The organism is Alloalcanivorax venustensis, from assembly GCF_047495515.1.
Lineage (GTDB): Bacteria > Pseudomonadota > Gammaproteobacteria > Pseudomonadales > Alcanivoracaceae > Alloalcanivorax > Alloalcanivorax venustensis.
This window is the reverse complement of sequence record NZ_CP179934.1, coordinates 445207-464499: the sequence shown is the minus strand read 5'-3', so window position 1 is coordinate 464499 and position 19293 is coordinate 445207. Positions and strand designations below refer to the sequence as shown.

Here is a 19293-nt window from a genome sequence, read left to right as displayed (position 1 = left end):
CGCCGGGTGGCTGACGCCACCCTTTCGCGGGCAGGCCCGCTCCCACGGAGCGCGCTAAATGAGCCCTTCGCCGGGCGACGAGGGGTTGGCGTACACCCGCTTGGGCATGCGTCCGGCCAGGAAGCCTTCGCGGCCCGCTTCAATGGCTTTTTTCATGGCGCCGGCCATCAGCACCGGCTTGTTGGCGTGGGCCACGGCGGAATTCAGCAGCACGCCGTCGCAGCCCAGCTCCATGGCCAGGGTGGCGTCGCTGGGCGTGCCCACGCCGGCGTCGACGATGATCGGCACCTTGGCCTGCTCCATGATCAGCAGCAGGCTGTGCGGGTTGAGAATGCCCAGCCCGGAGCCGATCAGCGAGCCCAGCGGCATCACCGCCACGCAGCCCATGTCTTCCAGCTCCTTGGCGACGATCGGGTCGTCGTTGGTGTAGACCATCACCTGGAAGCCGTCGTCCACCAGCTCCCGGGCCGCCTTCACGGTACCGGCGATGTTCGGGTAGAGGGTCTTCTGGTCGCCCAGCACCTCCAGCTTCACCAGGCTGTGGCCGTCGAGCAGCTCGCGGGCCAGCTTGCAGGTGCGCACCGCGTCCTCGGCGTTAAAGCAGCCGGCGGTGTTGGGCAGAATGGTGTAGCGCTCCGGGCTGACGAAATCCAGCAGGTTGGGTTCGTCCGGATTCTGGCCCAGATTGGTCCGCCGCAGGGCCACGGTGACGATCTCCGCGCCGCTGGCCTCGATGGCGTCACGGGTTTCCTCGAAATCCTTGTACTTGCCGGTGCCGATCAGCAGCCGGGAGGCGTAGGTCTTGCCGGCGATGGTGAGTAGATCTTCGCTCATGGTCGATTCCGTGTTGGAAGGTTCTGCATTCTGGTGGGCCGTGCCCGCCATCTCTGGCGCGACGCCGTGCCTGTCGGGTCGCCCGGCCCGGACATCCGTGTCCGGTCGTAAATCGCGCTGCGAAGCTTGCTTCGGTCGCGATTTACCCCCCTCCGATCGCATGGACGACTTCAACGGTGTCGCCCTCTCGCAGGGTATGGGTGTCGTGTTCGCTCTTCGGCACGATCTCCCGGTTCACCTCCACGGCGAGCCGCCGGCCGGTGAGGTTCAGCTCCGCCACCAGATCGGTCACCGTGGTGCCGTTGAAGGTGTGGGGGGCGCCGTTAACGGTCAGATTCATAGCGCTTTCACCAGGGACCAGGTCAGCCACAGCCAGCCGATGATCAGTGCCAGGCCGCCCAGCGGGGTCACCGCGCCGAGCCATTTCTGGCCGCTCAGCACCAGCACGTAAAGACTGCCGCTGAACACCAGCATGCCGGCGAACAGAATCCAGCCGGCGGCGACCAGCCCGGACGCGCCGAACTGCTTGGCCAGCAGCCCGGTGAGCAGCAACGCCAGCGCATGGTAGAAGTGGTACTGGCTGGCGGTGCCCCAGATTTCCAGCATCGGGCCGTCCACCCGGGCCTTCAGCCCGTGGGCGCCGAACGCGCCGAGCAGCACGGCCAGGGCGCCGTTGAGCGCGCCCAGAATCAGCAGCAGTTTCATAATCGGCAGTGTGTAATGAGTGTGGGCGGCAGTATAAAAGATGTGGAGTCAAAAGGGGGCGTCCTCAACCCCGCCGCGCCCATAAAAAAGCCCCGCCGGGACACGGCGGGGCTTGCTTGCAAGGCAGATCGATCAGAGTCGCCCGCCGCCAAATCAGGCAGCGATGGCGTTACGCAACTTCTTCAGCGCGTTGTTCTCGAGCTGGCGGATGCGTTCGGCGGAAACGCCGTACTCGTCAGCCAGTTCCTGAAGGGTGGACTTCTGGTCGGCCAGCCAACGGCGCTCGAGAATGTCGCGGCTGCGCTCGTCCAGGGTCATGATCGCCGAGCCCAGCTGGCGCGAGCTGCGCTGCTGATCGTCCTCGGCGGCGACCAGGTCGGCCGGGTCGCTGTTGTCGCTGTGCAGATAGGCCGCCGGCGACGGAATCGGGCTGTCTTCGTCGTCGCTGGTGGGGCCGTCGAAGCTGGCGTCGAAGGCGCCGAGACGGCCTTCCATCTCCTTCACCTGGGTGGCGGTCACCCCCAGATCGTCGGCCACGCGCTGGGCTTCTTCCGTGGTCAGGCGGCCGAGACGCTTCTTCTGGCCGCGCAGGTTGAAGAACAGTTTGCGCTGGGCCTTGGTGGTGGCCACCTTGACGATGCGCCAGTTCTTGATCACGTATTCGTGGATTTCGGCCTTGATCCAGTGCACGGCGAAACTCACCAGCCGCACGCCCTTGGACGGGTCGAACCGTTTCACGGCCTTCATCAGGCCGACGTTGCCTTCCTGGATCAGGTCGCCCAGGGGCAGGCCGTAACCGGTGTAGCTGCGGGCGATGTGAACCACGAAGCGCAGGTGGGCGAGCACCAGATTACGGGCGGCGTCCAGGTCTTCGTCGAAGTACAACCGCTCGGTCAGCTGACGCTCTTCGTCGACGCTGAGCACGGGCACGCTGTTCACCGCGCGGATATAGGCATCCAGGTCGTGACCCGGGACCGCCAGCGGTAATGCGTTAGCCTGTTGCAGTTGTGTTTTCATGTCTCCCTTCTCCCTTATTGGGTTGGGCATGATGTTAGCACTCGGATTCTTGGAGTGCTAATAGCCGGATTGGTTCCCCGTCATTCATCCTCTCAATGACGGGGCCGGACGGGGGATCCAGGCTACCCGAAGCGGGTGACCGTTCCGTGATCCCGGTCAATGCTGGGACACCCAATGTAGGAGAGATTTCCCTCCGGAGGGGTAAAGAAACGAAAAAAAGCGGCGGCCCCAAAGCAGGGCTCAGAACTGCGGCTCCACATCGCCCAGATGCCGGCTCACCGCCAGCCAGGCGCCCAGCAGCCCCAGGGTGCCGCTGAACAGGGGCAACACCAGCACGGTGGACGGGCTCATGCCGGTGAGCGAGTGCTCGCTTTCATAGAGGTTCAGCAGCTCGTCGATGGGCCCGCCCAGCCACCACAGCGCGGTGCCCACCAGCACCAGGGACAGCACGCCCCCGGCGAACCCGAAGCAAAACCCGCTGTACAGAAACGGGCGGCGCACGAAGCCGTCGGTGCCGCCGACGATCTTGATCACCACGATCTCCTCGCGCCGGCTTTCGATGGCCAGGCGAATGGTGTTCACCACCACCAGCACCACGGCGGCGGCCAGGCCCAGGGTAAGCACGCCGATCAGCCGGTCCCCCAGCTCGATAATGGCGTGCAGGCGGCGCACCCAGGCCACGTCGAGCTGGGCGTTGTCCACTTCCGGCAGGGCGTTGAGCCGGGTTTGCAGCGCCTCCACCTGGCCGGGGGCGGTGTTGTCCGGGTAGACCACGATCAGCGGCGGCAGCGGGTTGTCCGGCAGGGCTTCGAGCACGTCGCCGAAGCCGGACAGCGCCTTGAACTCGTCCAGGGCCTGGGCGCGGGTGATCACCTCGGTGCGTTTCACCGTGTCGAAGTCCGCCCAGTCGTCGGCCAGCCGCCGTTGCCGGTCCTCGTCCACGTCCATTTCCAGGAACACGGACAGGTGGGCGTTGCCGTCCCAGCCCTTGGTGATCACGCGGGCGTTGTCCAGCAGCACCGCCAGCCCGGCGGGCAGCGCCAGGGCGATGGCGATCACCAGCACCGTCATCAGGGCGCTGGAGGGGGCGGCGCGCATCCGGTTGAGGGCGTCGCGCAGGGAGTCCCGGTGGTGGTGGCGCCAGGCCCGCAGGCGGTCGCCCAGGGAGGTGCGCGTGCTGCGGGCGCCGCCGGGCCGGCGGGCGCGGGGGCTGTTAGGCGCCATGGTCGTCGTCCTCGCCGTCGTGAATCAGGCGGCCTTCGCGCAGCGTCAGCAGGCGGTGCCGGTGGCGGGCGATCAGCGACAGGTCGTGGGTGGCGATCAGCACCGCCACGCCGACCCGGGCGAAGTCATGGAACAGGTCCATGATCTCGGCGCTGAGCGCCGGGTCCAGGTTGCCGGTGGGCTCGTCGGCGAGAAGCAGCGGCGGCTTGTTGACCACCGCCCGGGCGATGCCCACGCGCTGCTGCTCGCCGCCGGACAGCATGATCGGGTTGAGCTTTTCCTTGTTGAGCAGGCCCACCTTGTCCAGGGCCGCGCGCACCCGCTTGCCGATGTCGGCGCGGGCGAAGCCGGCGATCACCAGCGGCAGGGCCACGTTGTCGAACACGCTGCGGTCGAACAGTAACTGGTGGTTCTGGTGCACCATGCCGATCTTGCGGCGCAGGAAGGGCACCTGCCGGGTGCTGAAGCCGTTCAGGTTCTGGCCTTCCACGAACACCTGCCCCTGGGTGGGGCGTTCGATCATCATGATCAGCTTGAGCAGCGTCGACTTGCCGGCGCCGGAGTGACCGGTGAGAAAGGTCAGTTGGCCGGCGGGCAGCTCGAAGTTGATGCGGCGCAGGGCGTCCTTGCCGTTCGGGTAGCGCTTGCTGACCCGATCAAACTTGATCATGGGAGTCCTTCATCGGGCCACGTCCTCGAACAGCGCCTGGACGAATTCCTCGGCGTTGAACGGGCGCAGGTCTTCCAGCTGTTCGCCGACGCCGATAAAGCGGATCGGCAGGCCGGTGCGCTTGGCCAGCGCGAACAGAATGCCGCCCTTGGCGGTGCCGTCCAGCTTGGTCAGCACCAGGCCGGTGACCCCGGCGGTGTCGCGGAACTCCTCGGCCTGATTGATGGCATTCTGGCCGGTGCCGGCGTCCAGCACCAGCAGCACCTCATGGGGTGCGTCCGGCGACAGCTTCTTCATTACCCGGGTGACCTTGGACAGCTCTTCCATCAGGTTGCCCCGGGTGTGCAGGCGGCCGGCGGTGTCCGCGATCAGCACGTCGGCGCCCCGGGACTGGGCCGCATGCACCGCGTCGTAGACCACGCTGGCGGAATCCGAGCCGGTGTGCTGGGCGACCACCGGAATGCTGTTGCGCTCGCCCCACACCTGCAGTTGCTCCACGGCGGCGGCCCGGAAGGTGTCGCCGGCGGCCAGCATCACGTTCTTGCCTTCGGCCTTGAAGCGGCAGGCCAGCTTGCCGATGGTGGTGGTCTTGCCGACCCCGTTCACGCCCACCATCAGAATCACATAGGGCTTTTTGGAGGTGTCGATTTCCAGCGGCCGGTCCACCGGGACCAGCAGGTTGCGCAGCTCTTCCTGCAGCGCTTCGTAGAGCGCGTCCGCGTGCACCAGTTCCTGACGGCCGACCCGGTCGGTGAGGTTGCCGATGATGGTGTCGGTGGCTTCCACGCCCACGTCCGCCACCAGCAGCTGAGTCTCGATTTCCTCGAAGATCTCGTCGTCGATCTCCTTGGCGCCCACCAGCAGGTCCGCCAGGCCCTTGCCCAGGTTCTTGCTGGTCTTGCTCATGCCCTGCTTCATGCGCGCCCAGAAACCGCCGTCGGATTCGGCGGGCGCCTCCTCGGGCGCGGCTACCGGCTCGCTGGCCGGGCGCTCGGGCTGTGCCGGGGCTTCCGCCGGCTCGGCGCTGTCCGGCTCGGGTTCGGACGGTTGCGGCTGCTTGCCGAACATGCGCGAGAACAGGCCGGCCTTCCTGGCGCCGCCGCGCGGTTCGTCGTCACGGGGCGTGCGGGCGCTGTCCTCGGCCGGGTCGCGATCGTCGTCGCGTGAAACTTCGTCGTTCATGGTCAGTCGTATCCATCGGGTTGGGAGCCACCCGCCCGCCTGATGGGGTAGGGTGGGAGCCCGGAAATGCCTTGCCCGCTCATCACGGGCGCGCGGCTATCCTACCATTGTCATTGCTGCCCGCCATAAACAGCGTAGAGGATTGCGGATGAAACCACTGTTGATCGCCTTGGGGTTGAGCCTGATCACGCTCACCGCCCGCGCCGAACTGCCGACCCACGAGTTCCAGCTCGATAACGGCCTCGACGTGCTGGTACGCGAGGATCACCGCGCGCCGGTGATCACCGTCATGGTCTGGTTCAAGGCGGGCAGCATCGATGAGGCCCCCTATGAAACCGGCCTGGCCCATGTGCTCGAGCACATGATGTTCAAGGGCAGCAAGCGGCTCGACGCCGGCGAGTTTTCGCGCACCGTGGCCCGCTTCGGCGGCAGCGACAACGCCTTCACCAGCTACGACTTCACCGCCTATTTCCAGCAGTACGAGGCGTCGCGGCTGCCGCTGGCCCTGGAACTGGAGGCGGAGCGCCTGAAAAACCTGAAGATCGACGACGAATCCTTCCGCCGCGAACTGCAGGTGGTGATGGAAGAGCGCCGCCAGCGCACCGACGACAAGCCCACGGCGCTGGCCTGGGAAAAATTCCAGGCGGTGGCGCGGCCCGGCACCGGCTACGCCCACCCGATCATCGGCTGGCGCGACCAGCTGGCCCAGCTGCAGCCGCAGCAGGCCCGCGACTGGTATGACCGCTTCTACGTGCCCGGCAACGCCACCCTGGTGATCGCCGGTGACGTGACCCCGGAGCAGGTACGTCCGCTGGTGGAAAAGTTCTTCGCCGATCTGCCCCGCGGCGAAACGCCGCCGCGCCCGGAGACCACGCTCAACCCGCCCCCCGGCGAGCGGCGCATGACCCTGCGGCTGCCGGTGCGGGTGCCGGCGCTCTATATGAGTTATAACGTGCCGTCGCTGACCACCGCCGACCATCAGGACGACTTCTATGCCCTGACCATGCTGGGCGGGGTGCTCGACGGCGGCACCAGCGCCCGCATGGAGAGCAACCTGGTGCGCGGCCAGCGCCTGGCCGCCGGCCTGGGGGCCGGTTACGACGGCCTGCAGCGCGGCAACGGCACCTTTACCATCACCGCCACGCCCAACCCGGCGGTGAGCCTCGACCAGCTTGAGGCCGCGATCAAAGCGGAGATCAAGAAGATCGCCGAGCAGCCGCCCAGCGAGGCGGAAATGGACCGGGTACGGGCCGGGGTGCTGGCGGAGCAGATCTACCAGCGCGACTCGGTGATGGGCCAGGCCATGGAGCTGGGCACCCTGTCGGTGCTGGGCCTGGACTGGCGGCTGGCCGGGCAATTCGATGACAACCTGGAAGCGGTGACCCCCGAGCAGGTTCAGCAAGCGGCACGGAAGTGGCTGGTGGCGGAACGCAGCGCCGTGGCCCATGTGATTCCGGAGGGCGAAGAATGATGCAGACGATAAAAGGCTTGTCCGCCCCAGTGGCGGTATGGGTGGCGGCGCTGCTGCTGGCCGGCTGCGCCGGCTTCCCGACCACCGCCGAGCAGGTCGGCCAGGCGACGCCGGCGGCGCCGGAACTGGAGATTCAGTCCTGGCGTACCGAACAGGGCGCCAAGGTCATGTTCGTGCCCTCGCCGGCGCTGCCGATGCTCGACGTGCGCCTGGTGATGGACGCCGGCAGCGCCCGCGACGGCGACCAGCCCGGCGTGGCCGCGCTCACCAGCGCCCTGCTGGGCGAGGGCGCCGAAGGGCTGAGCGTGGACGACATCGCCCGTGGTTTCGAGGATCGCGGCGCCCGCTTCTCCACCGGCAGCTATCAGGACATGGGCGTGATCAGCCTGCGCACCCTGTCGCGGCCGCGCTGGCGTGACGACGCCGTGGACCTGTTGGCGCGGGTGATCGGCACCCCCACCTTTCCCGAGGACGCCCTGGAGCGGATCCGCACCAGTGCCCTGCAGGGCCTGAAGATGGAGAAGCAGGTGCCCGGGCCGCAGGTCAACAAGGCGTTCCAGCGCACCCTGTTCGGCGATCATCCTTACGGCCATCCGCAGTCCGGCACGCTGGAAAGCCTGCCCGGCATCGAGCGCGACGATCTGGTGGCGTTCCATCAGCGCTATTACGCCGCCGGCAACGCCGTCATCGCCCTGGTCGGTGACGTCAGCCGCGAGCAGGCGGAAGCGATCGCCGAACAGCTCAGCGAGGCCCTGCCGCGCGGCGACGCGGCCCCGGAGCTGGCCCGGGCCGAGCGTCTCAAGGAGCGTGTCACCGAACACGTGGATTTCCCGTCCAACCAGACCCACATCCTGATCGGCAACCAGGCCACCTGGCGCGGCAACCCCGACCATGTGCCGCTGTACGTGGGCAATTACATCCTCGGCGGCGGGGGCTTCGCGTCCTTGCTGACGCAGAAAGTGCGGGAAGAGAAAGGCTACGTTTACGGGGTGTCCAGCTTCTTCAAGCCGATGGCCGCCGGCGGCCCCTTTATCCTGCAATTGCAGACCGCCAACGACAACGCCGACCAGGCGCTGGCTTTGTCCATGGGCATCGTGCGGGACTTCATCGAAAACGGCCCCACCGAAGCGCAGCTGGAGGCCGCCAAGGCCAACATTCTCGGCAGCCGGGCACTGGAAACCGCCGACAACAGCGATATCATCGGCCAGCTCGGCGCCATCGGCTTCTATGATTTGCCGCTGGACTACCTGCAGCGCTTTAACCAGCGCGTGGAGGCGGTGACCGTGGAAGAGATCCGCGCGGCGTTCCAGCGGGCGCTGGACGCCGACCGGCTGGCCATCGTCAGCATCGGCCCCCGCGCGCCGCAAACGGACCGGCAATGAAGGCAAGAGGCAAAACCAGCAAAGGGCAGGTGCGCATCATCGGTGGCGAGCGACGCGGCCACCGGCTGCATTTCGTCGACCAGCGCGGCGACCTGCGCCCGTCCTCGGATCGCATGCGCGAAACCCTGTTCAACTGGCTGCAGGCGGAACTGCCCGGCGCCCGGGTGCTGGACCTGTTCGCCGGGTCCGGCGCGCTGGGCGCCGAGGCCCTGAGCCGCGGCGCCGGCCAGGCCCTGCTGGTGGAGAAAAAGCGCGACCGCTGCGCGGACCTCAGTCGGCAGCTGACGCCGCTGTTCGGCGAGCGGGTGCGCGTTCATTGCGCCGAGGCGCTCAAATGGCTGGCGCGCTGCGAGGAGCGCTTCGATCTGGTGTTTATCGATCCACCCTATGATCTGGGTCTGGCGGCGCCGGCCTGCGAGGCACTGGAGGCGCTCGGGCTGCTGAAACCCGATGCGCGGATTTATGTAGAATCGCGCCGTCACGACGCGGCGCCGGCGGTGCCCGAATCCTGGGAGCGCCTGCGCGAGAAGGACGGTGGCGACGTACGTGCCCAACTCTACCGCCGACCCTGAGCGCCGGGCCGGTGTGGTTGGTTTTTGGTTTTCAATAACGAAGGTGTCTGACTATGTGGCTTGCTCTGGGGGCGGTGATCGCCGGTCTTGTGGTTCTGGTATGGAGCGCCGACCGTTTCGTGGACGGTGCTTCAGCCACCGCCCGGCACGCCGGCATGCCCACGCTGCTGGTCGGCATGCTGGTGATCGGCTTCGGCACCTCGGCGCCGGAGATGGTGGTCTCGGCGCTGGCCTCCGTCGACGGTAACCCGGGCCTGGCCCTGGGCAACGCCTACGGCTCCAACATCACCAATATCGCGCTGATCCTGGGCCTGGTGGCGCTGCTCAGCCCGATCTCGGTGCACTCCTCGGTGCTGCGGCGCGAGCTGCCGGTGCTGGCGGTGATCATGCTGCTGGCCGGTTACCAGCTTTACGACGGCCAGGTCAGCCACCTGGACGCCGTGGTGCTGCTGGCGGTGTTCTTTATGCTGATGGGCTGGTCGGTGTACCAGGGCATGACCGGCAAGGGCGATCCCATTGTCGGCGACGTGGACGCCGCCGCCGAGGAACCCATGCCGCTGGGTCGCGCCATCTTCTGGCTGGTGTTCGGGCTGGTGCTGCTGGTGGCCAGCTCGCGCCTGCTGGTGTGGGGCGCGGTGAGCATCGCCGAGGGCCTGGGCGTCAGCGATCTGGTTATCGGCCTGACCGTGGTGGCGGTGGGCACCTCCCTGCCGGAGCTGGCGTCGGCGCTGGCGGCGGTACGCAAGAACGAGCACGATCTGGCGCTGGGCAATGTGCTAGGCTCGAACCTGTTCAATACCCTGGCGGTGGTGGGGATCGCCGGTGCGATCACGCCGGTGCCGGCGGAGCCCGCCGTGTTTTACCGGGACTGGGTGGTGATGACGGTGCTCACCGTGGCGCTGTTCCTGATGGGCTACGGGTTCCGGGGGGTCGGCACCGGGCGCATCAACCGCATTGAGGGCGCTATTTTGCTGTCCATTTATCTGGGTTATACCGGTTACCTGGTGTCCACCCTGGTGCCGTCCGGCTGACAGGAGTCATACATGCATCGCCCCCCGTTACAGCAGAACTCGTTTCTGGCGCTGCTGGTCCTGGTCACGCTGGGCTTCTTTGTGTTGCTCAAGCCGTTCTACGCGCCCATTTTCTGGGCCTGCGCGGTGGCGGTGATTTTCTACCCCATGCAGCAGCGGCTGCTGGCAAAATGGCCCAACCGCCCTACCCTGATGGCGCTGGTCACCCTGCTGGTGTGCACCGTGATGGTGGTGATTCCGGTGCTGCTGGTGGCGGCGTCGTTCATCACCGAAGGGTTGTCCGTCTACCAGAAGCTTCAGGAAGGCCGGCTGGATCCGAGCGAGTACATCGCCACCTTCCGGGAAGGGTTTCCGCTGGCGTACCACTGGCTGGAACGGTTCGGGGTGGATTTCTCCAACCTGGGCGATCAGGTGATGGTCGGCCTGAAGAGTGCCGGCCAGTTTCTCGGCAAACGGGCCCTGGCGGTGGGGCAGAACACCTTCCGCTTCTTTATCGATCTGGGCCTGATGCTCTACCTGACCTTCTTTCTGCTCCGCGACGGCAACAAACTGATTCAGATGTTGATCCGCGCCCTGCCGCTGGGCGACGACCGCGAGCGCATGCTGTTCAACAAATTCGCCGAAATCACCCGCGCCACCATCAAGGGCAACCTGGTGGTGGCCGCCATTCAGGGCGCCCTGGGCGGCCTGATCTTCTGGTTCCTGGGGATTCCGGCGGCGGTGCTCTGGGGCGTGGTGATGGCGGTGCTGTCGCTGATTCCGGCGGTGGGCGCCAGCTTGATCTGGGTGCCGGTGGCGTTGTATCTGTATGCGGTGGGCGAGATTGTCGACGCGGTGATTCTGACCGCCTTCGGCGCCATCGTGATCGGTCTGGTGGACAATATCCTGCGGCCGATTCTGGTCGGCCGCGACACCAAGCTGCCGGATTATCTGGTGCTGTTCTCCACTCTGGGAGGGCTGGCGCTGTTCGGCATCACCGGTTTCGCGCTGGGGCCGCTGCTGGCGGGCCTGTTCGTCGCCTTCTGGCAAATCTTCATCCAGGAATTCAACGTGGAACCGGGGCCCGGCTGACGGGTCCATACCTCAAGGAACGAACCAGGAGAACAACATGAACGTGGGATTCTTCGTGCCGGTGGTGGTGGCCGCCGCCCTGGCGTCCAGCTGTGACGACGAGGGTGGTCTTTTCGACTCGTTGCGCTCGGAAAGCTCGATCTACTACTACAACCAGATCACCAGCCAGGGCGCCGAGGATCAGAGCAACCTGACCGTGGACTTCACCGTCGAGGGCGACGAATCCGACAGCGTCGACGACGTGGGCTACTCCCGCGAGGACGAAGCCCCGGAGCTCAATGTCCGCATCGACGACGCCAACGACAACGAAGACAACAGCGTGCAGTTGCGCGGCGTCAATCAGAACGGCGCCAGCCTGTTCAGCGACCGCGCGCGGCTGGCCAACGACACCAGCTACACGGCGGTGTCCTACGGCGACACCACCACCGGCTCCATCGACGTGGGCCTGTTCCAGCAGGACCAGACCGATGTGGAAACCGGCACCGCCCGCTTCCGGGTCATCAACACGGTGAATTCCAATATTCTCAATACCTTCTCTCTGGATCTGCGCTACAACGATTCCAGTGACGGGGAATACTTCGCCACCGACCTGACCATCGGCGAGGCCACGGATTATCAGTCCACGGACGCCGGCAGTCTGAACCTGGTGGTGGTGGAAAACGGTACCGACCCGGAGGAAGAGATCGACCGGGTGGACTGCTCGCTCAGCGGCGGCCGCGCCTATGACGTGATCCTGGCCGTCAACGATCCGCTCAACGTGCCCACCAACGTCGACGACGCCGACGGCGAACTGGTGATCTACTGCCACCCCCACGAGCGCATCTGATAGCATTCCCCCGGTCACACACACCGGGGGATTGTTTTGCCTGCCATTCACACCCGCGAACCGGCTCTGGTTCTGCGCGCCGGGGCCCAGGCCCGGCAACACCTTCTTGAACACGGCCTGCGCGCCGAGGATATCAGTGTGGTGCCCGGCGCGGCCGGCGGCCCCAAGGCCGTGGGCATCAGCGGCCTGGACCAGGCTATTTTCGGGCGGTTCCTGCCCGAAGCGCCGCGCCCGCGCACGCTGATCGGCGCCTCCATCGGCAGCTGGCGGTTCGCCGCCGTGGCCGGCGCCGCCGACGGCGAGGACGCCGCCGACCGCCTGCGCCGCCTGGCGGAGCTCTACAGCGCCCAGCGGTTTCCCAAAGGCATTACGCCCCGTGAAGTCACCCGCCGCTGCGCCCTGATGCTTGATGACCTGCTCGGCGACAGCGATCCGGCGGTGCTCGACAACCCGGACTACCGGCTGGTGGTGGTGGTGATCCGCAGCCGCCGTCCGATCAGCGGCGAAGGCCGCCTGGGCCTCGGCCTGGGGCTGGCCGGCGTGATCGGCGGCAACCTGCTCAGCCGCCGCGCCCTGGGCGTGTTTATGGAGCGCGGCCTGGTGTACCCCGGCGAGGCGCCGCTGCCGCTGTCGGACCTCAACGACTTCGCCACCCACCACATCGGCCTGAGCGGCGAGAACCTGCGCGCCGCGCTGCTGGCCAGCGCCGCCATTCCCATGGTCCTGGAGGGCGTGCGCGACCTGCCTGGTGGGCCCGCCGGCGTCTACCGGGACGGCGGCCTGCTGGATTACCACCTGGACCTGCCGTATCGCACCGACGACGACCTGGTGCTGTACCCGCACTTCACCAACCGGGTGATCCCCGGCTGGTTCGACAAGCCGCTGCGCTGGCGCAACGGCGACGCCGGGCGGCTGTCCCGTACCCTGCTGGTGGCGCCGTCCGCCGATTACCTGGCGCGGCTGCCCCACGGCAAGCTGCCCGACCGCACCGATTTCAAAACCTATCTGGGCGATGACGAAGGCCGTGAGCGGTACTGGCACCGGGCCATCGACGAGAGCCGCCGCCTGGGCGACGAATTTCTTGAGCTGGTGGAGCGCGGCCGTGACGGCGGCGGCGCCCTGGCGGCCCGGCTGCAGCCCTTCTAGCGGCGGGAAACCGGGTCGTAGCGGCGTTGTGTTAGTCTCCCGCTCCGCCGTCCCTTGGCAACGAGGAACAACCGCATGAGCAAAACGCAAAGCGTTCGCCGAAGCGCCCGGCGCGCCCACTCCACCTGGGCGCTCACCCGGGCCTTCGTGCACCAATACCAGTGGTTTCATCTGGCCATGGGGCTGCTGGGCAACACCACCTTCGTGGTCGGCAGCGTGTTCTTCCTGTGGGAGTCGCTGAAACCGGCCGGGGTGTGGCTGTTCATTATCGGTTCGGTGGGCATGCTGTTGGGCAGCATCGGCGCGGCCATCGTCACCTATGAGCGCGCCAAGGGAAGGGCGCCCGGCGATGTCCAGGAAACGCCCGAATGACCGACGACGAGCAAACCGGCCTGTCGCGCCGGATCTGGCAGCAAACCTGGCCGATGACGCTGGGCGTATTGTCGCTGCTGGGCTTCAACCTGGTCGACAGCGTCTTCGTGGCGCGCCTCGGCACCGAGCCCCTGGCGGCCCAGTCGTTCACCTTCCCGCTGGTGTTTCTCACCATCGGCATCCAGGTGGGCATGGGCATCGCCATCGCCGCGCTGATCTCCCGCGCCATCGGCGCCGGCCAGGAGGAGCGGGCCGGGCGCCTGGGCGTGCTGGTGCTCACCGGCGGCGGCGCGGTGATGGCGGCGCTGGCCCTGCTGCTGTGGGCGGTCCAGGACCCGGCGTTCGCGCTGCTCGGTGCCAGCGACCGCCTGCGCGAGGTGATCCGGCCGTTCTGGACCGTGCAGCTGTGCGCCTCCTGGGTGGGGGCGATGGCCTACTTCGGCTACAGCCTGTTCCGCGCCCACGGTAACACCCGCTTCCCCGGCACCATGATGATGGTCACCAGCCTGGTGAACCTGGTGCTCGACCCGATTCTGATCTTCGGCCTGGGGCCGGTGCCGGCGCTGGGCCTGGAGGGCGCCGCCTGGGCGTCCCTGGCGGCGTTCTCCACCGGCGGCCTGATCACCGCCCTGGCGCTGCGCGGGCGCGGCTGGCTGGAGCGCGACGACGTGCTCCGCGAAGTACGCGAGTCCGCCGGCCCGTTCGCCGCCATCGCCGGCCCGGCCATGATCAGCCAGCTGATGCCGCCGCTGGCGGCGATGCTCGCCACCGGCCTGGTGGCGCGGCTGGGCGAATCCGCGGTGGCCGCCTGGGGCCTCACCAGCCGCCTGGAAAGCTTCTCCATCGTGCTGGTGCTGGGCATGACCATGGCCCTGCCGCCCTGGCTGGGGCGCTGCTACGGCGGCGGCCGCTGGCAGGAAGTGGAGCGGGTGATGGCCACCGCCGCGCGCATGGTGGTGTTCTGGCAGCTGGGCCTGGGGCTGGTGCTGGCGGCGCTGGCCGCGCCCCTGGCCGGCCTGCTGGTGGAAGACGGCGCCGTGCGTGACCACCTCACCGTGCTGATCCGCTTCCTGCCGCCCAGCTACGGCCTGCTGGGCGTGTGTATGCTGGTGGTGTCCGCCAGCAACGCCCTGGGCTGGCCGGTGCGCGCCATGACCATCTCCTTCCTGCGCCTGTTCGCCTGCTACCTGCCGCTGCTGTCCCTGGGCGCCTGGCTGGGCGGCCTCACCGGCCTGGCGATCGGCGCCGCCCTCGGCAACACCCTCGCCGGCGCCATGGCTTGGTTGGGCTACCGCCGCGCCCTCGCGGGCTCCCGGTAGCCATGTGTGGGCGGCCTGTGCGAGCGGGCTTGTGGGAGCGGGCCCAGCCCGCGAAAGGCCGGCAAAGCCGGCCGGCAGGATTCCAGAGACCTCGCCAAAAGCGACTCTCTAACCTAACAACAACGATGAACCGGGAGAGCCCCAAAATGCTAAAAAACCTACACCGCGCTGCCCTTGCAGCGGTCCTGGCACTAACCGCCGCGACAACCCCCGCCCTGGCCGACACCACCCAACGTGTCAACCAACTGGCCGAAGCCCAGGCCGACCGCCTGGTGAGCACCTTCAAGCACCTGCACGCCAACCCGGAACTGGGCTTCCAGGAAACCGAAACCGCCAAACTGGTGAGCAAACGCCTCAAGAAACTGGGCTACCAGGTGCACACCGGTATCGGCGGCACCGGCGTGGCGGCGGTGCTGAAAAACGGCGATGGCCCGGTGGTGATGTTCCGCAGCGACATGGACGGCCTGCCGGTGAAGGAGGACACCGGCCTGGATTACGCCAGCCGCAAGCAGGTGACCCTGGACGACGGCGGCAAAGCTCACGTTGCCCACGCCTGCGGGCACGACGCCCACGTCAGCTGGCTGCTGGGCATCGCCGAAGTGATGCGAGAGACCCGCGACGCCTGGTCCGGCACCCTGGTGCTGATCGCCCAGCCGGCGGAAGAACTGCTCGAAGGCGCTCAGGCCATGGTCGACGACGACCTTTACGACCGGGTGCCCAAGCCGGAGCTGCTGATCAGCGCCCACGTGTTCCCGGTGTGGCCCGCCGGAACCGTGGCGGTGCGCGCCGGACGCCGCATGGCCGGCAGTGATCAACTCGACGTCACCCTGCACGGCGTCGGCGGCCACGGCTCCGCGCCGCACAACACCATCGACCCGGTGGTAATGGGCGCGCGCTCGGTGATGGCCTACCAGACCATCGTCAGCCGCAACGTGGATCCGCAGAAACCGGCGGTGCTCACCGTCGGCGCCAGCCAGATCGGCGAAGCCAACAACGTGATCCCGGACAACGGCACCCTCAAGCTCAACCTGCGCTGGTACGAAAAGCCGGTGCGCGAACAGATGCTCGACGCCATCAAACGGGAAACCAACGGCATCGCCCGGGCCGCCGGCGTCGCCGACGACAAAATGCCGGAATACACCCTCAAGGGGTACTCCGAACCGGTCTACAACGACGAAGCGCTGGCCGAACAGGCCCAGCAAACCCTGGCCGCCGGCCTCGGCAAAGAAGCGCTGATGCCCGGCTTCCCGCCGGTGATGGGCTCCGAGGACTTCCCCATGCTGGTGGCCGGCATCGAGGACGCCCGCACCCTGTTCATGGAAGTGGGCGGCGGCGCCCCGGACGTGATGAAGAACTATATGGCAACGGGCGAGCTGCCACCGCTCAACCACAATCCCAAGTTCGAGATCATCAACCCGCGCCTGGCGATCACCACCGCCGTAAAAGCCAACAGCTTGTTGCTGCTCGACGCCTTGAAGCCCGAATAACGCTACCCGCTGCGCAAATGGTGGGCGTGGTAACGCAGGTGGTCGTCGATAAAGCTGGCGATAAAGAAATAGGAATGGTCGTAGCCCGGCAGCATCCGCAGGGTGAGCGGCACGCCGGCTTTTTTGCAGGCTTCTTCCAGGGCTTCCGGGCGCAGCTGCCCGTCCTGGTAGAAGTTGTCCGCCTCGCCCTGGTCCACCTTGATTTCCGCCGGCGCCGGGGCGCCGGTGGCGATCAGTTCGCAGGCGTCCCATTCCTTCCAGGTGTCACGATCGTCACCCAGGTAGCCGCCCAGCGCTTTCTCCCCCCAGGGGCACTGCGTGGGGTTGGCGATGGGCGCGAACGCGGATACCGAGGCATAGCGCTCGGGATTCTTGAGCGCGCACACCAGGGCGCCGTGACCGCCCATGGAATGGCCGCTGATCGACTGCTGGCCGTTGAGCGGGAAATGCCGAGCGACCAGCGCCGGCAGCTCTTCGGTGACGTAGTCGTACATGCGGTAGTGGCGGTTCCAGGGGGCCTCGGTGGCGTTCACGTAGAAGCCGGCGCCGGAGCCGAAATCATAGCTGTCGTGCTCGCCGGGCAGGTCGGTGCCGCGCGGGCTGGTGTCCGGGCAGACGATCGCCAAGCCCAGCTCCGCGGCGGTGCCGTGGGCGCCGGCCTTCTGCATGAAGTTTTCATCCGTGCAGGTCAGGCCGGACAGCCACCACAGCAACGGCACGTCCTGCTCCTCCGCCGCCGGCGGCAGGTAGATGGCGAAGATCATCTCGCAGCCGAGCACCTTGCTGTGGTGCTTGTAGCGCTTTAGCCAGCCGCCGAAGCTCTTGTTCGCCGCGACCAGTTCCAGTTCGTCGGGATGAGTCATAGCGAGTGCTCCCGCAATCAGTAAAGAATGACCGACCGGATGCTTTTGCCTTCGTGCATCAGATCGAACGCCTTGTTGATGTCATCCAGCGGCATGGTGTGGGTGACGAACTCGTCGATCTTGATCTCGCCCTTCATGTAGCGGTCCACGTAGCCGGGCAGCTCGGTGCGGCCTTTGACGCCGCCGAAGGCGGAGCCTTTCCAGACCCGGCCGGTGACCAGCTGGAACGGGCGGGTGCTGATTTCCTCGCCGGCGCCGGCCACGCCGATGATGATCGATTCGCCCCAGCCCTTGTGGCAGCACTCCAGCGCCGAGCGCATCACGTTGACGTTGCCGATGCACTCGAACGAATAGTCCACGCCGCCGTCGGTGAGCTCGACGATCACTTCCTGGATTGAGTTGCTGTAGTCCTTGGGGTTGATGAAGTCGGTGGCGCCGAACTGGCGGGCGATCTTCTCTTTGTCGTTGTTCACGTCGATGGCGATGATCCGTTCCGCCTTGGCCATCACCGCGCCCTGGATCACCGACAGGCCGATGCCGCCCAGGCCGAACACCGCCACCGTGGAGCCCGGCTCCACCTTGGCCGTGTTCAGCACCGCGCCGATGCCGGTGGTGACACCGCAGCCGAGCAGGCAGATCTTGTCCAGCGGCGCTTCCTTGCTCACCTTGGCCAGGGACACTTCCGGCACCACGGTGTACTCGGAGAAAGTGCTGGTGCCCATGTAGTGGTTCAGCTCGGTGCCGTTCAGCGAGAAGCGGCGGGTGCCGTCGGGCATCAGGCCCTGGCCCTGGGTGGCGCGCACCGCCGAGCACAGGTTGGTCTTGCCGGACAGGCAGAACTTACATTTGCCGCACTCGGCGGTGTAGAGCGGAATCACATGGTCGCCGGGTTTGACGCTGGTGACGCCTTCGCCCACTTCCTGGACGATGCCCGCGCCCTCATGGCCGAACACGGACGGAAACAGCCCCTCCGGGTCCTTCCCGGACAGGGTGTAGGCGTCGGTGTGGCAGACGCCGGTGGCGACGATCTGCACCAGCACTTCACCGGCTTTCGGGCCGGCCACGTCGATCTCTTCAATCACCAGGGGTTTGCCTGCTTCCCAGGCGACGGCGGCTCTCGATTTCATGCTCTTCTCCGTAACAGTCAGGACGTCTTACGTCGGTTCTTGGGTTCAGTGTACTGGCGCCGCTTCGCCCTCTTAAGGCATTATTTCGCAATAGATTATTGCTCAGGAGCAACAATGCAGCACTGGGATCGCATCGAGGCCTTCGTCGAGGTGGTGAGGCACGAATCCTTCGCCGGCGCGGCCCGGAATCTGGGGGTCTCCAGCTCCCACGTGAGCCGTCTGGTGGCGCGTCTGGAGACCCAGCTCGGCACCCAGCTGCTCTACCGCACCACCCGCCGCCTGCGGCTCACCGACGCCGGGGCGGTCTATTTCGAGCACTGCGCCCAGCTGTTCGACGGTTTCCAGGAGGCGCTCACCGCGATCAGCGACTACCAGCGCCGGCCCACCGGCGTGCTCAAACTCACCTGCGCCACCACCTTCGGCGAGAAATTCATCGCCCCGCTGGTCAACGACTTCCTCGCCGAGCACCCGCAATTGTCGGTGCGCATGGACTTCACCAACCGGCCGGTGGACATCGTCGACGAAGGCTTCGACGTGGCGGTGCGCACCGGCGCCCTGCCCGACTCCTCGCTGATCGCCCGCAAGCTGTGCCCGCGCCGGGAGTACGTGGTGGGCTCGGCGGACTATTTCCAGCGCCACCCGCGGCCCCACACCCTGGGTGAGCTGGCCGGCCACAACTGCCTGCTCGGTTCCGCCGACCACTGGACCTTCGACCTGGACGGCCAGCACCGGGCCTGGCGGGTGGAGGGCAACTGGCGCGCCAATTCCGGCCTGGCGCTGCTGGATGCGGTGCACAAGGGGTTGGGGCTGGCCCAGCTGCCGGACTACTACGTGCGCGAGGGCCTGGAACGGGGCGAGCTGGTGTCGGTGCTGGACGCCCACGCCTGCACCCATACGGCGGTCTGGGTGGTCTATCCGCGCCACCGGCATCTGTCCCCCAAGGTGCGCCAGTTCGTGGACTTCCTGGTGGCCGGCATGGACGGCCGCGCTTGAA

At 67.0% G+C, this 19293-nt stretch carries 20 protein-coding genes; 11 read left to right on the top strand and 9 right to left on the bottom strand.

Annotated elements, in window-relative coordinates:
• Positions 1-54: 54 nt before the first annotated feature.
• The 7 genes from ACMG4O_RS02225 to ftsY all read right to left on the bottom strand — a co-directional run bounded on the left by ACMG4O_RS02225 (position 55) and on the right by ftsY (position 5632).
• The gene (locus tag ACMG4O_RS02225; protein ID WP_142947782.1) at positions 55-834 is read right to left on the bottom strand and encodes a thiazole synthase; all 780 of its coding nucleotides are present in this window, start codon (positions 832-834) and stop codon (positions 55-57) included.
• A gap of 142 nt (positions 835-976) precedes the next feature.
• Positions 977-1174 (bottom strand): sulfur carrier protein ThiS, encoded by a 198-nt coding sequence (gene thiS, locus ACMG4O_RS02220; protein ID WP_194856872.1) that lies wholly within the window; start codon positions 1172-1174, stop codon positions 977-979.
• Positions 1171-1539 carry a DUF423 domain-containing protein gene (locus tag ACMG4O_RS02215; protein WP_194856873.1) on the bottom strand — a complete coding sequence of 123 codons (369 nt, stop codon included), beginning with the start codon at positions 1537-1539 and terminating at the stop codon, positions 1171-1173. The genes thiS and ACMG4O_RS02215 overlap by 4 nt, the downstream gene beginning before the upstream one ends.
• A gap of 153 nt (positions 1540-1692) precedes the next feature.
• On the bottom strand, positions 1693-2556 hold the full coding sequence (gene rpoH / locus ACMG4O_RS02210) for an RNA polymerase sigma factor RpoH (RefSeq protein ID WP_142947779.1): 864 nt from the start codon (positions 2554-2556) through the stop codon (positions 1693-1695).
• 240 nt (positions 2557-2796) lie between these two features.
• Positions 2797-3780, bottom strand: a complete 984-nt coding sequence (ftsX, locus tag ACMG4O_RS02205; RefSeq protein WP_414434350.1) for a permease-like cell division protein FtsX — start codon at positions 3778-3780, stop codon at positions 2797-2799.
• The gene (gene ftsE / locus ACMG4O_RS02200; protein WP_142947777.1) at positions 3770-4450 is read right to left on the bottom strand and encodes a cell division ATP-binding protein FtsE; all 681 of its coding nucleotides are present in this window, start codon (positions 4448-4450) and stop codon (positions 3770-3772) included. Before ftsE ends, ftsX begins: the two co-directional genes overlap by 11 nt.
• 9 nt (positions 4451-4459) lie before the next feature.
• The gene (gene ftsY, locus ACMG4O_RS02195; RefSeq protein ID WP_414434349.1) at positions 4460-5632 is read right to left on the bottom strand and encodes a signal recognition particle-docking protein FtsY; all 1173 of its coding nucleotides are present in this window, start codon (positions 5630-5632) and stop codon (positions 4460-4462) included.
• A gap of 148 nt (positions 5633-5780) precedes the next feature.
• Between ftsY and ACMG4O_RS02190 the strand changes: the two genes are divergently transcribed.
• The 10 genes from ACMG4O_RS02190 (at position 5781) to ACMG4O_RS02145 (ending at position 16309) form a co-directional block, all read left to right on the top strand.
• Complete coding sequence (locus ACMG4O_RS02190; RefSeq protein WP_414434348.1) at positions 5781-7103, top strand: M16 family metallopeptidase; 1323 nt, start codon at positions 5781-5783, stop codon at positions 7101-7103.
• Positions 7100-8485 carry a M16 family metallopeptidase gene (locus ACMG4O_RS02185; RefSeq protein ID WP_370201775.1) on the top strand — a complete coding sequence of 462 codons (1386 nt, stop codon included), beginning with the start codon at positions 7100-7102 and terminating at the stop codon, positions 8483-8485. Before ACMG4O_RS02190 ends, ACMG4O_RS02185 begins: the two co-directional genes overlap by 4 nt.
• On the top strand, positions 8482-9057 hold the full coding sequence (rsmD, locus tag ACMG4O_RS02180) for a 16S rRNA (guanine(966)-N(2))-methyltransferase RsmD (protein WP_414434347.1): 576 nt from the start codon (positions 8482-8484) through the stop codon (positions 9055-9057). Before ACMG4O_RS02185 ends, rsmD begins: the two co-directional genes overlap by 4 nt.
• A 53-nt stretch (positions 9058-9110) precedes the next feature.
• Positions 9111-10088: a calcium/sodium antiporter gene (locus tag ACMG4O_RS02175; protein ID WP_414434346.1), complete on the top strand. Its 978-nt coding sequence runs from the start codon at positions 9111-9113 to the stop codon at positions 10086-10088.
• A gap of 12 nt (positions 10089-10100) precedes the next feature.
• Positions 10101-11159 carry an AI-2E family transporter gene (locus ACMG4O_RS02170; RefSeq protein ID WP_414434345.1) on the top strand — a complete coding sequence of 353 codons (1059 nt, stop codon included), beginning with the start codon at positions 10101-10103 and terminating at the stop codon, positions 11157-11159.
• A 37-nt stretch (positions 11160-11196) separates the two neighbouring features.
• Positions 11197-11985 carry a hypothetical protein gene (locus ACMG4O_RS02165; RefSeq protein ID WP_194856135.1) on the top strand — a complete coding sequence of 263 codons (789 nt, stop codon included), beginning with the start codon at positions 11197-11199 and terminating at the stop codon, positions 11983-11985.
• 36 nt (positions 11986-12021) lie between these two features.
• Positions 12022-13131 carry a patatin-like phospholipase family protein gene (locus ACMG4O_RS02160; RefSeq protein ID WP_414434344.1) on the top strand — a complete coding sequence of 370 codons (1110 nt, stop codon included), beginning with the start codon at positions 12022-12024 and terminating at the stop codon, positions 13129-13131.
• 75 nt (positions 13132-13206) lie between these two features.
• Positions 13207-13503, top strand: a complete 297-nt coding sequence (locus ACMG4O_RS02155) for a YrhK family protein (RefSeq protein WP_370186166.1) — start codon at positions 13207-13209, stop codon at positions 13501-13503.
• On the top strand, positions 13500-14822 hold the full coding sequence (locus ACMG4O_RS02150; protein ID WP_414434343.1) for an MATE family efflux transporter: 1323 nt from the start codon (positions 13500-13502) through the stop codon (positions 14820-14822). Before ACMG4O_RS02155 ends, ACMG4O_RS02150 begins: the two co-directional genes overlap by 4 nt.
• Positions 14823-14968: 146 nt before the next feature.
• Positions 14969-16309, top strand: a complete 1341-nt coding sequence (locus ACMG4O_RS02145) for an amidohydrolase (RefSeq protein ID WP_414434342.1) — start codon at positions 14969-14971, stop codon at positions 16307-16309.
• Positions 16310-16311: 2 nt separating this feature from the next.
• On the opposite strand, the gene fghA is transcribed toward ACMG4O_RS02145, so the two are convergent.
• Both fghA and ACMG4O_RS02135 read right to left on the bottom strand, forming a co-directional pair.
• Positions 16312-17172 (bottom strand): S-formylglutathione hydrolase, encoded by an 861-nt coding sequence (gene fghA / locus ACMG4O_RS02140; protein ID WP_414434341.1) that lies wholly within the window; start codon positions 17170-17172, stop codon positions 16312-16314.
• A 17-nt stretch (positions 17173-17189) separates the two neighbouring features.
• Positions 17190-18299, bottom strand: a complete 1110-nt coding sequence (locus tag ACMG4O_RS02135; RefSeq protein WP_142947766.1) for an S-(hydroxymethyl)glutathione dehydrogenase/class III alcohol dehydrogenase — start codon at positions 18297-18299, stop codon at positions 17190-17192.
• Positions 18300-18413: 114 nt separating this feature from the next.
• On the opposite strand from ACMG4O_RS02135, the gene ACMG4O_RS02130 reads away from it, so the two are divergent.
• The gene (locus ACMG4O_RS02130) at positions 18414-19292 is read left to right on the top strand and encodes a LysR family transcriptional regulator (protein WP_370202819.1); all 879 of its coding nucleotides are present in this window, start codon (positions 18414-18416) and stop codon (positions 19290-19292) included.
• The last annotated feature ends 1 nt before the right edge of the window (position 19293 follow it).

Excerpts from the sequence above, each read along its gene's own strand:
- ACMG4O_RS02185 (WP_370201775.1), top strand. The coding sequence starts at position 7,100 with ATGATGCAGACGATAAAAGGCTTGTCCGCCCCAGTGGCGGTATGGGTG.
- rsmD (WP_414434347.1), top strand. The coding sequence starts at position 8,482 with ATGAAGGCAAGAGGCAAAACCAGCAAAGGGCAGGTGCGCATCATCGGT.
- ACMG4O_RS02135 (WP_142947766.1), bottom strand. The coding sequence starts at position 18,299 with ATGAAATCGAGAGCCGCCGTCGCCTGGGAAGCAGGCAAACCCCTGGTG.
- ACMG4O_RS02170 (WP_414434345.1), top strand. The coding sequence starts at position 10,101 with ATGCATCGCCCCCCGTTACAGCAGAACTCGTTTCTGGCGCTGCTGGTC.
- ftsX (WP_414434350.1), bottom strand. The coding sequence starts at position 3,780 with ATGGCGCCTAACAGCCCCCGCGCCCGCCGGCCCGGCGGCGCCCGCAGC.
- ACMG4O_RS02190 (WP_414434348.1), top strand. The coding sequence starts at position 5,781 with ATGAAACCACTGTTGATCGCCTTGGGGTTGAGCCTGATCACGCTCACC.
- ACMG4O_RS02175 (WP_414434346.1), top strand. The coding sequence starts at position 9,111 with ATGTGGCTTGCTCTGGGGGCGGTGATCGCCGGTCTTGTGGTTCTGGTA.
- ftsY (WP_414434349.1), bottom strand. The coding sequence starts at position 5,632 with ATGAACGACGAAGTTTCACGCGACGACGATCGCGACCCGGCCGAGGAC.
- fghA (WP_414434341.1), bottom strand. The coding sequence starts at position 17,172 with ATGACTCATCCCGACGAACTGGAACTGGTCGCGGCGAACAAGAGCTTC.
- ACMG4O_RS02150 (WP_414434343.1), top strand. The coding sequence starts at position 13,500 with ATGACCGACGACGAGCAAACCGGCCTGTCGCGCCGGATCTGGCAGCAA.
- rpoH (WP_142947779.1), bottom strand. The coding sequence starts at position 2,556 with ATGAAAACACAACTGCAACAGGCTAACGCATTACCGCTGGCGGTCCCG.
- ACMG4O_RS02155 (WP_370186166.1), top strand. The coding sequence starts at position 13,207 with ATGAGCAAAACGCAAAGCGTTCGCCGAAGCGCCCGGCGCGCCCACTCC.
- ACMG4O_RS02130 (WP_370202819.1), top strand. The coding sequence starts at position 18,414 with ATGCAGCACTGGGATCGCATCGAGGCCTTCGTCGAGGTGGTGAGGCAC.
- ftsE (WP_142947777.1), bottom strand. The coding sequence starts at position 4,450 with ATGATCAAGTTTGATCGGGTCAGCAAGCGCTACCCGAACGGCAAGGAC.
- ACMG4O_RS02145 (WP_414434342.1), top strand. The coding sequence starts at position 14,969 with ATGCTAAAAAACCTACACCGCGCTGCCCTTGCAGCGGTCCTGGCACTA.
- ACMG4O_RS02225 (WP_142947782.1), bottom strand. The coding sequence starts at position 834 with ATGAGCGAAGATCTACTCACCATCGCCGGCAAGACCTACGCCTCCCGG.
- ACMG4O_RS02215 (WP_194856873.1), bottom strand. The coding sequence starts at position 1,539 with ATGAAACTGCTGCTGATTCTGGGCGCGCTCAACGGCGCCCTGGCCGTG.
- ACMG4O_RS02165 (WP_194856135.1), top strand. The coding sequence starts at position 11,197 with ATGAACGTGGGATTCTTCGTGCCGGTGGTGGTGGCCGCCGCCCTGGCG.
- thiS (WP_194856872.1), bottom strand. The coding sequence starts at position 1,174 with ATGAATCTGACCGTTAACGGCGCCCCCCACACCTTCAACGGCACCACG.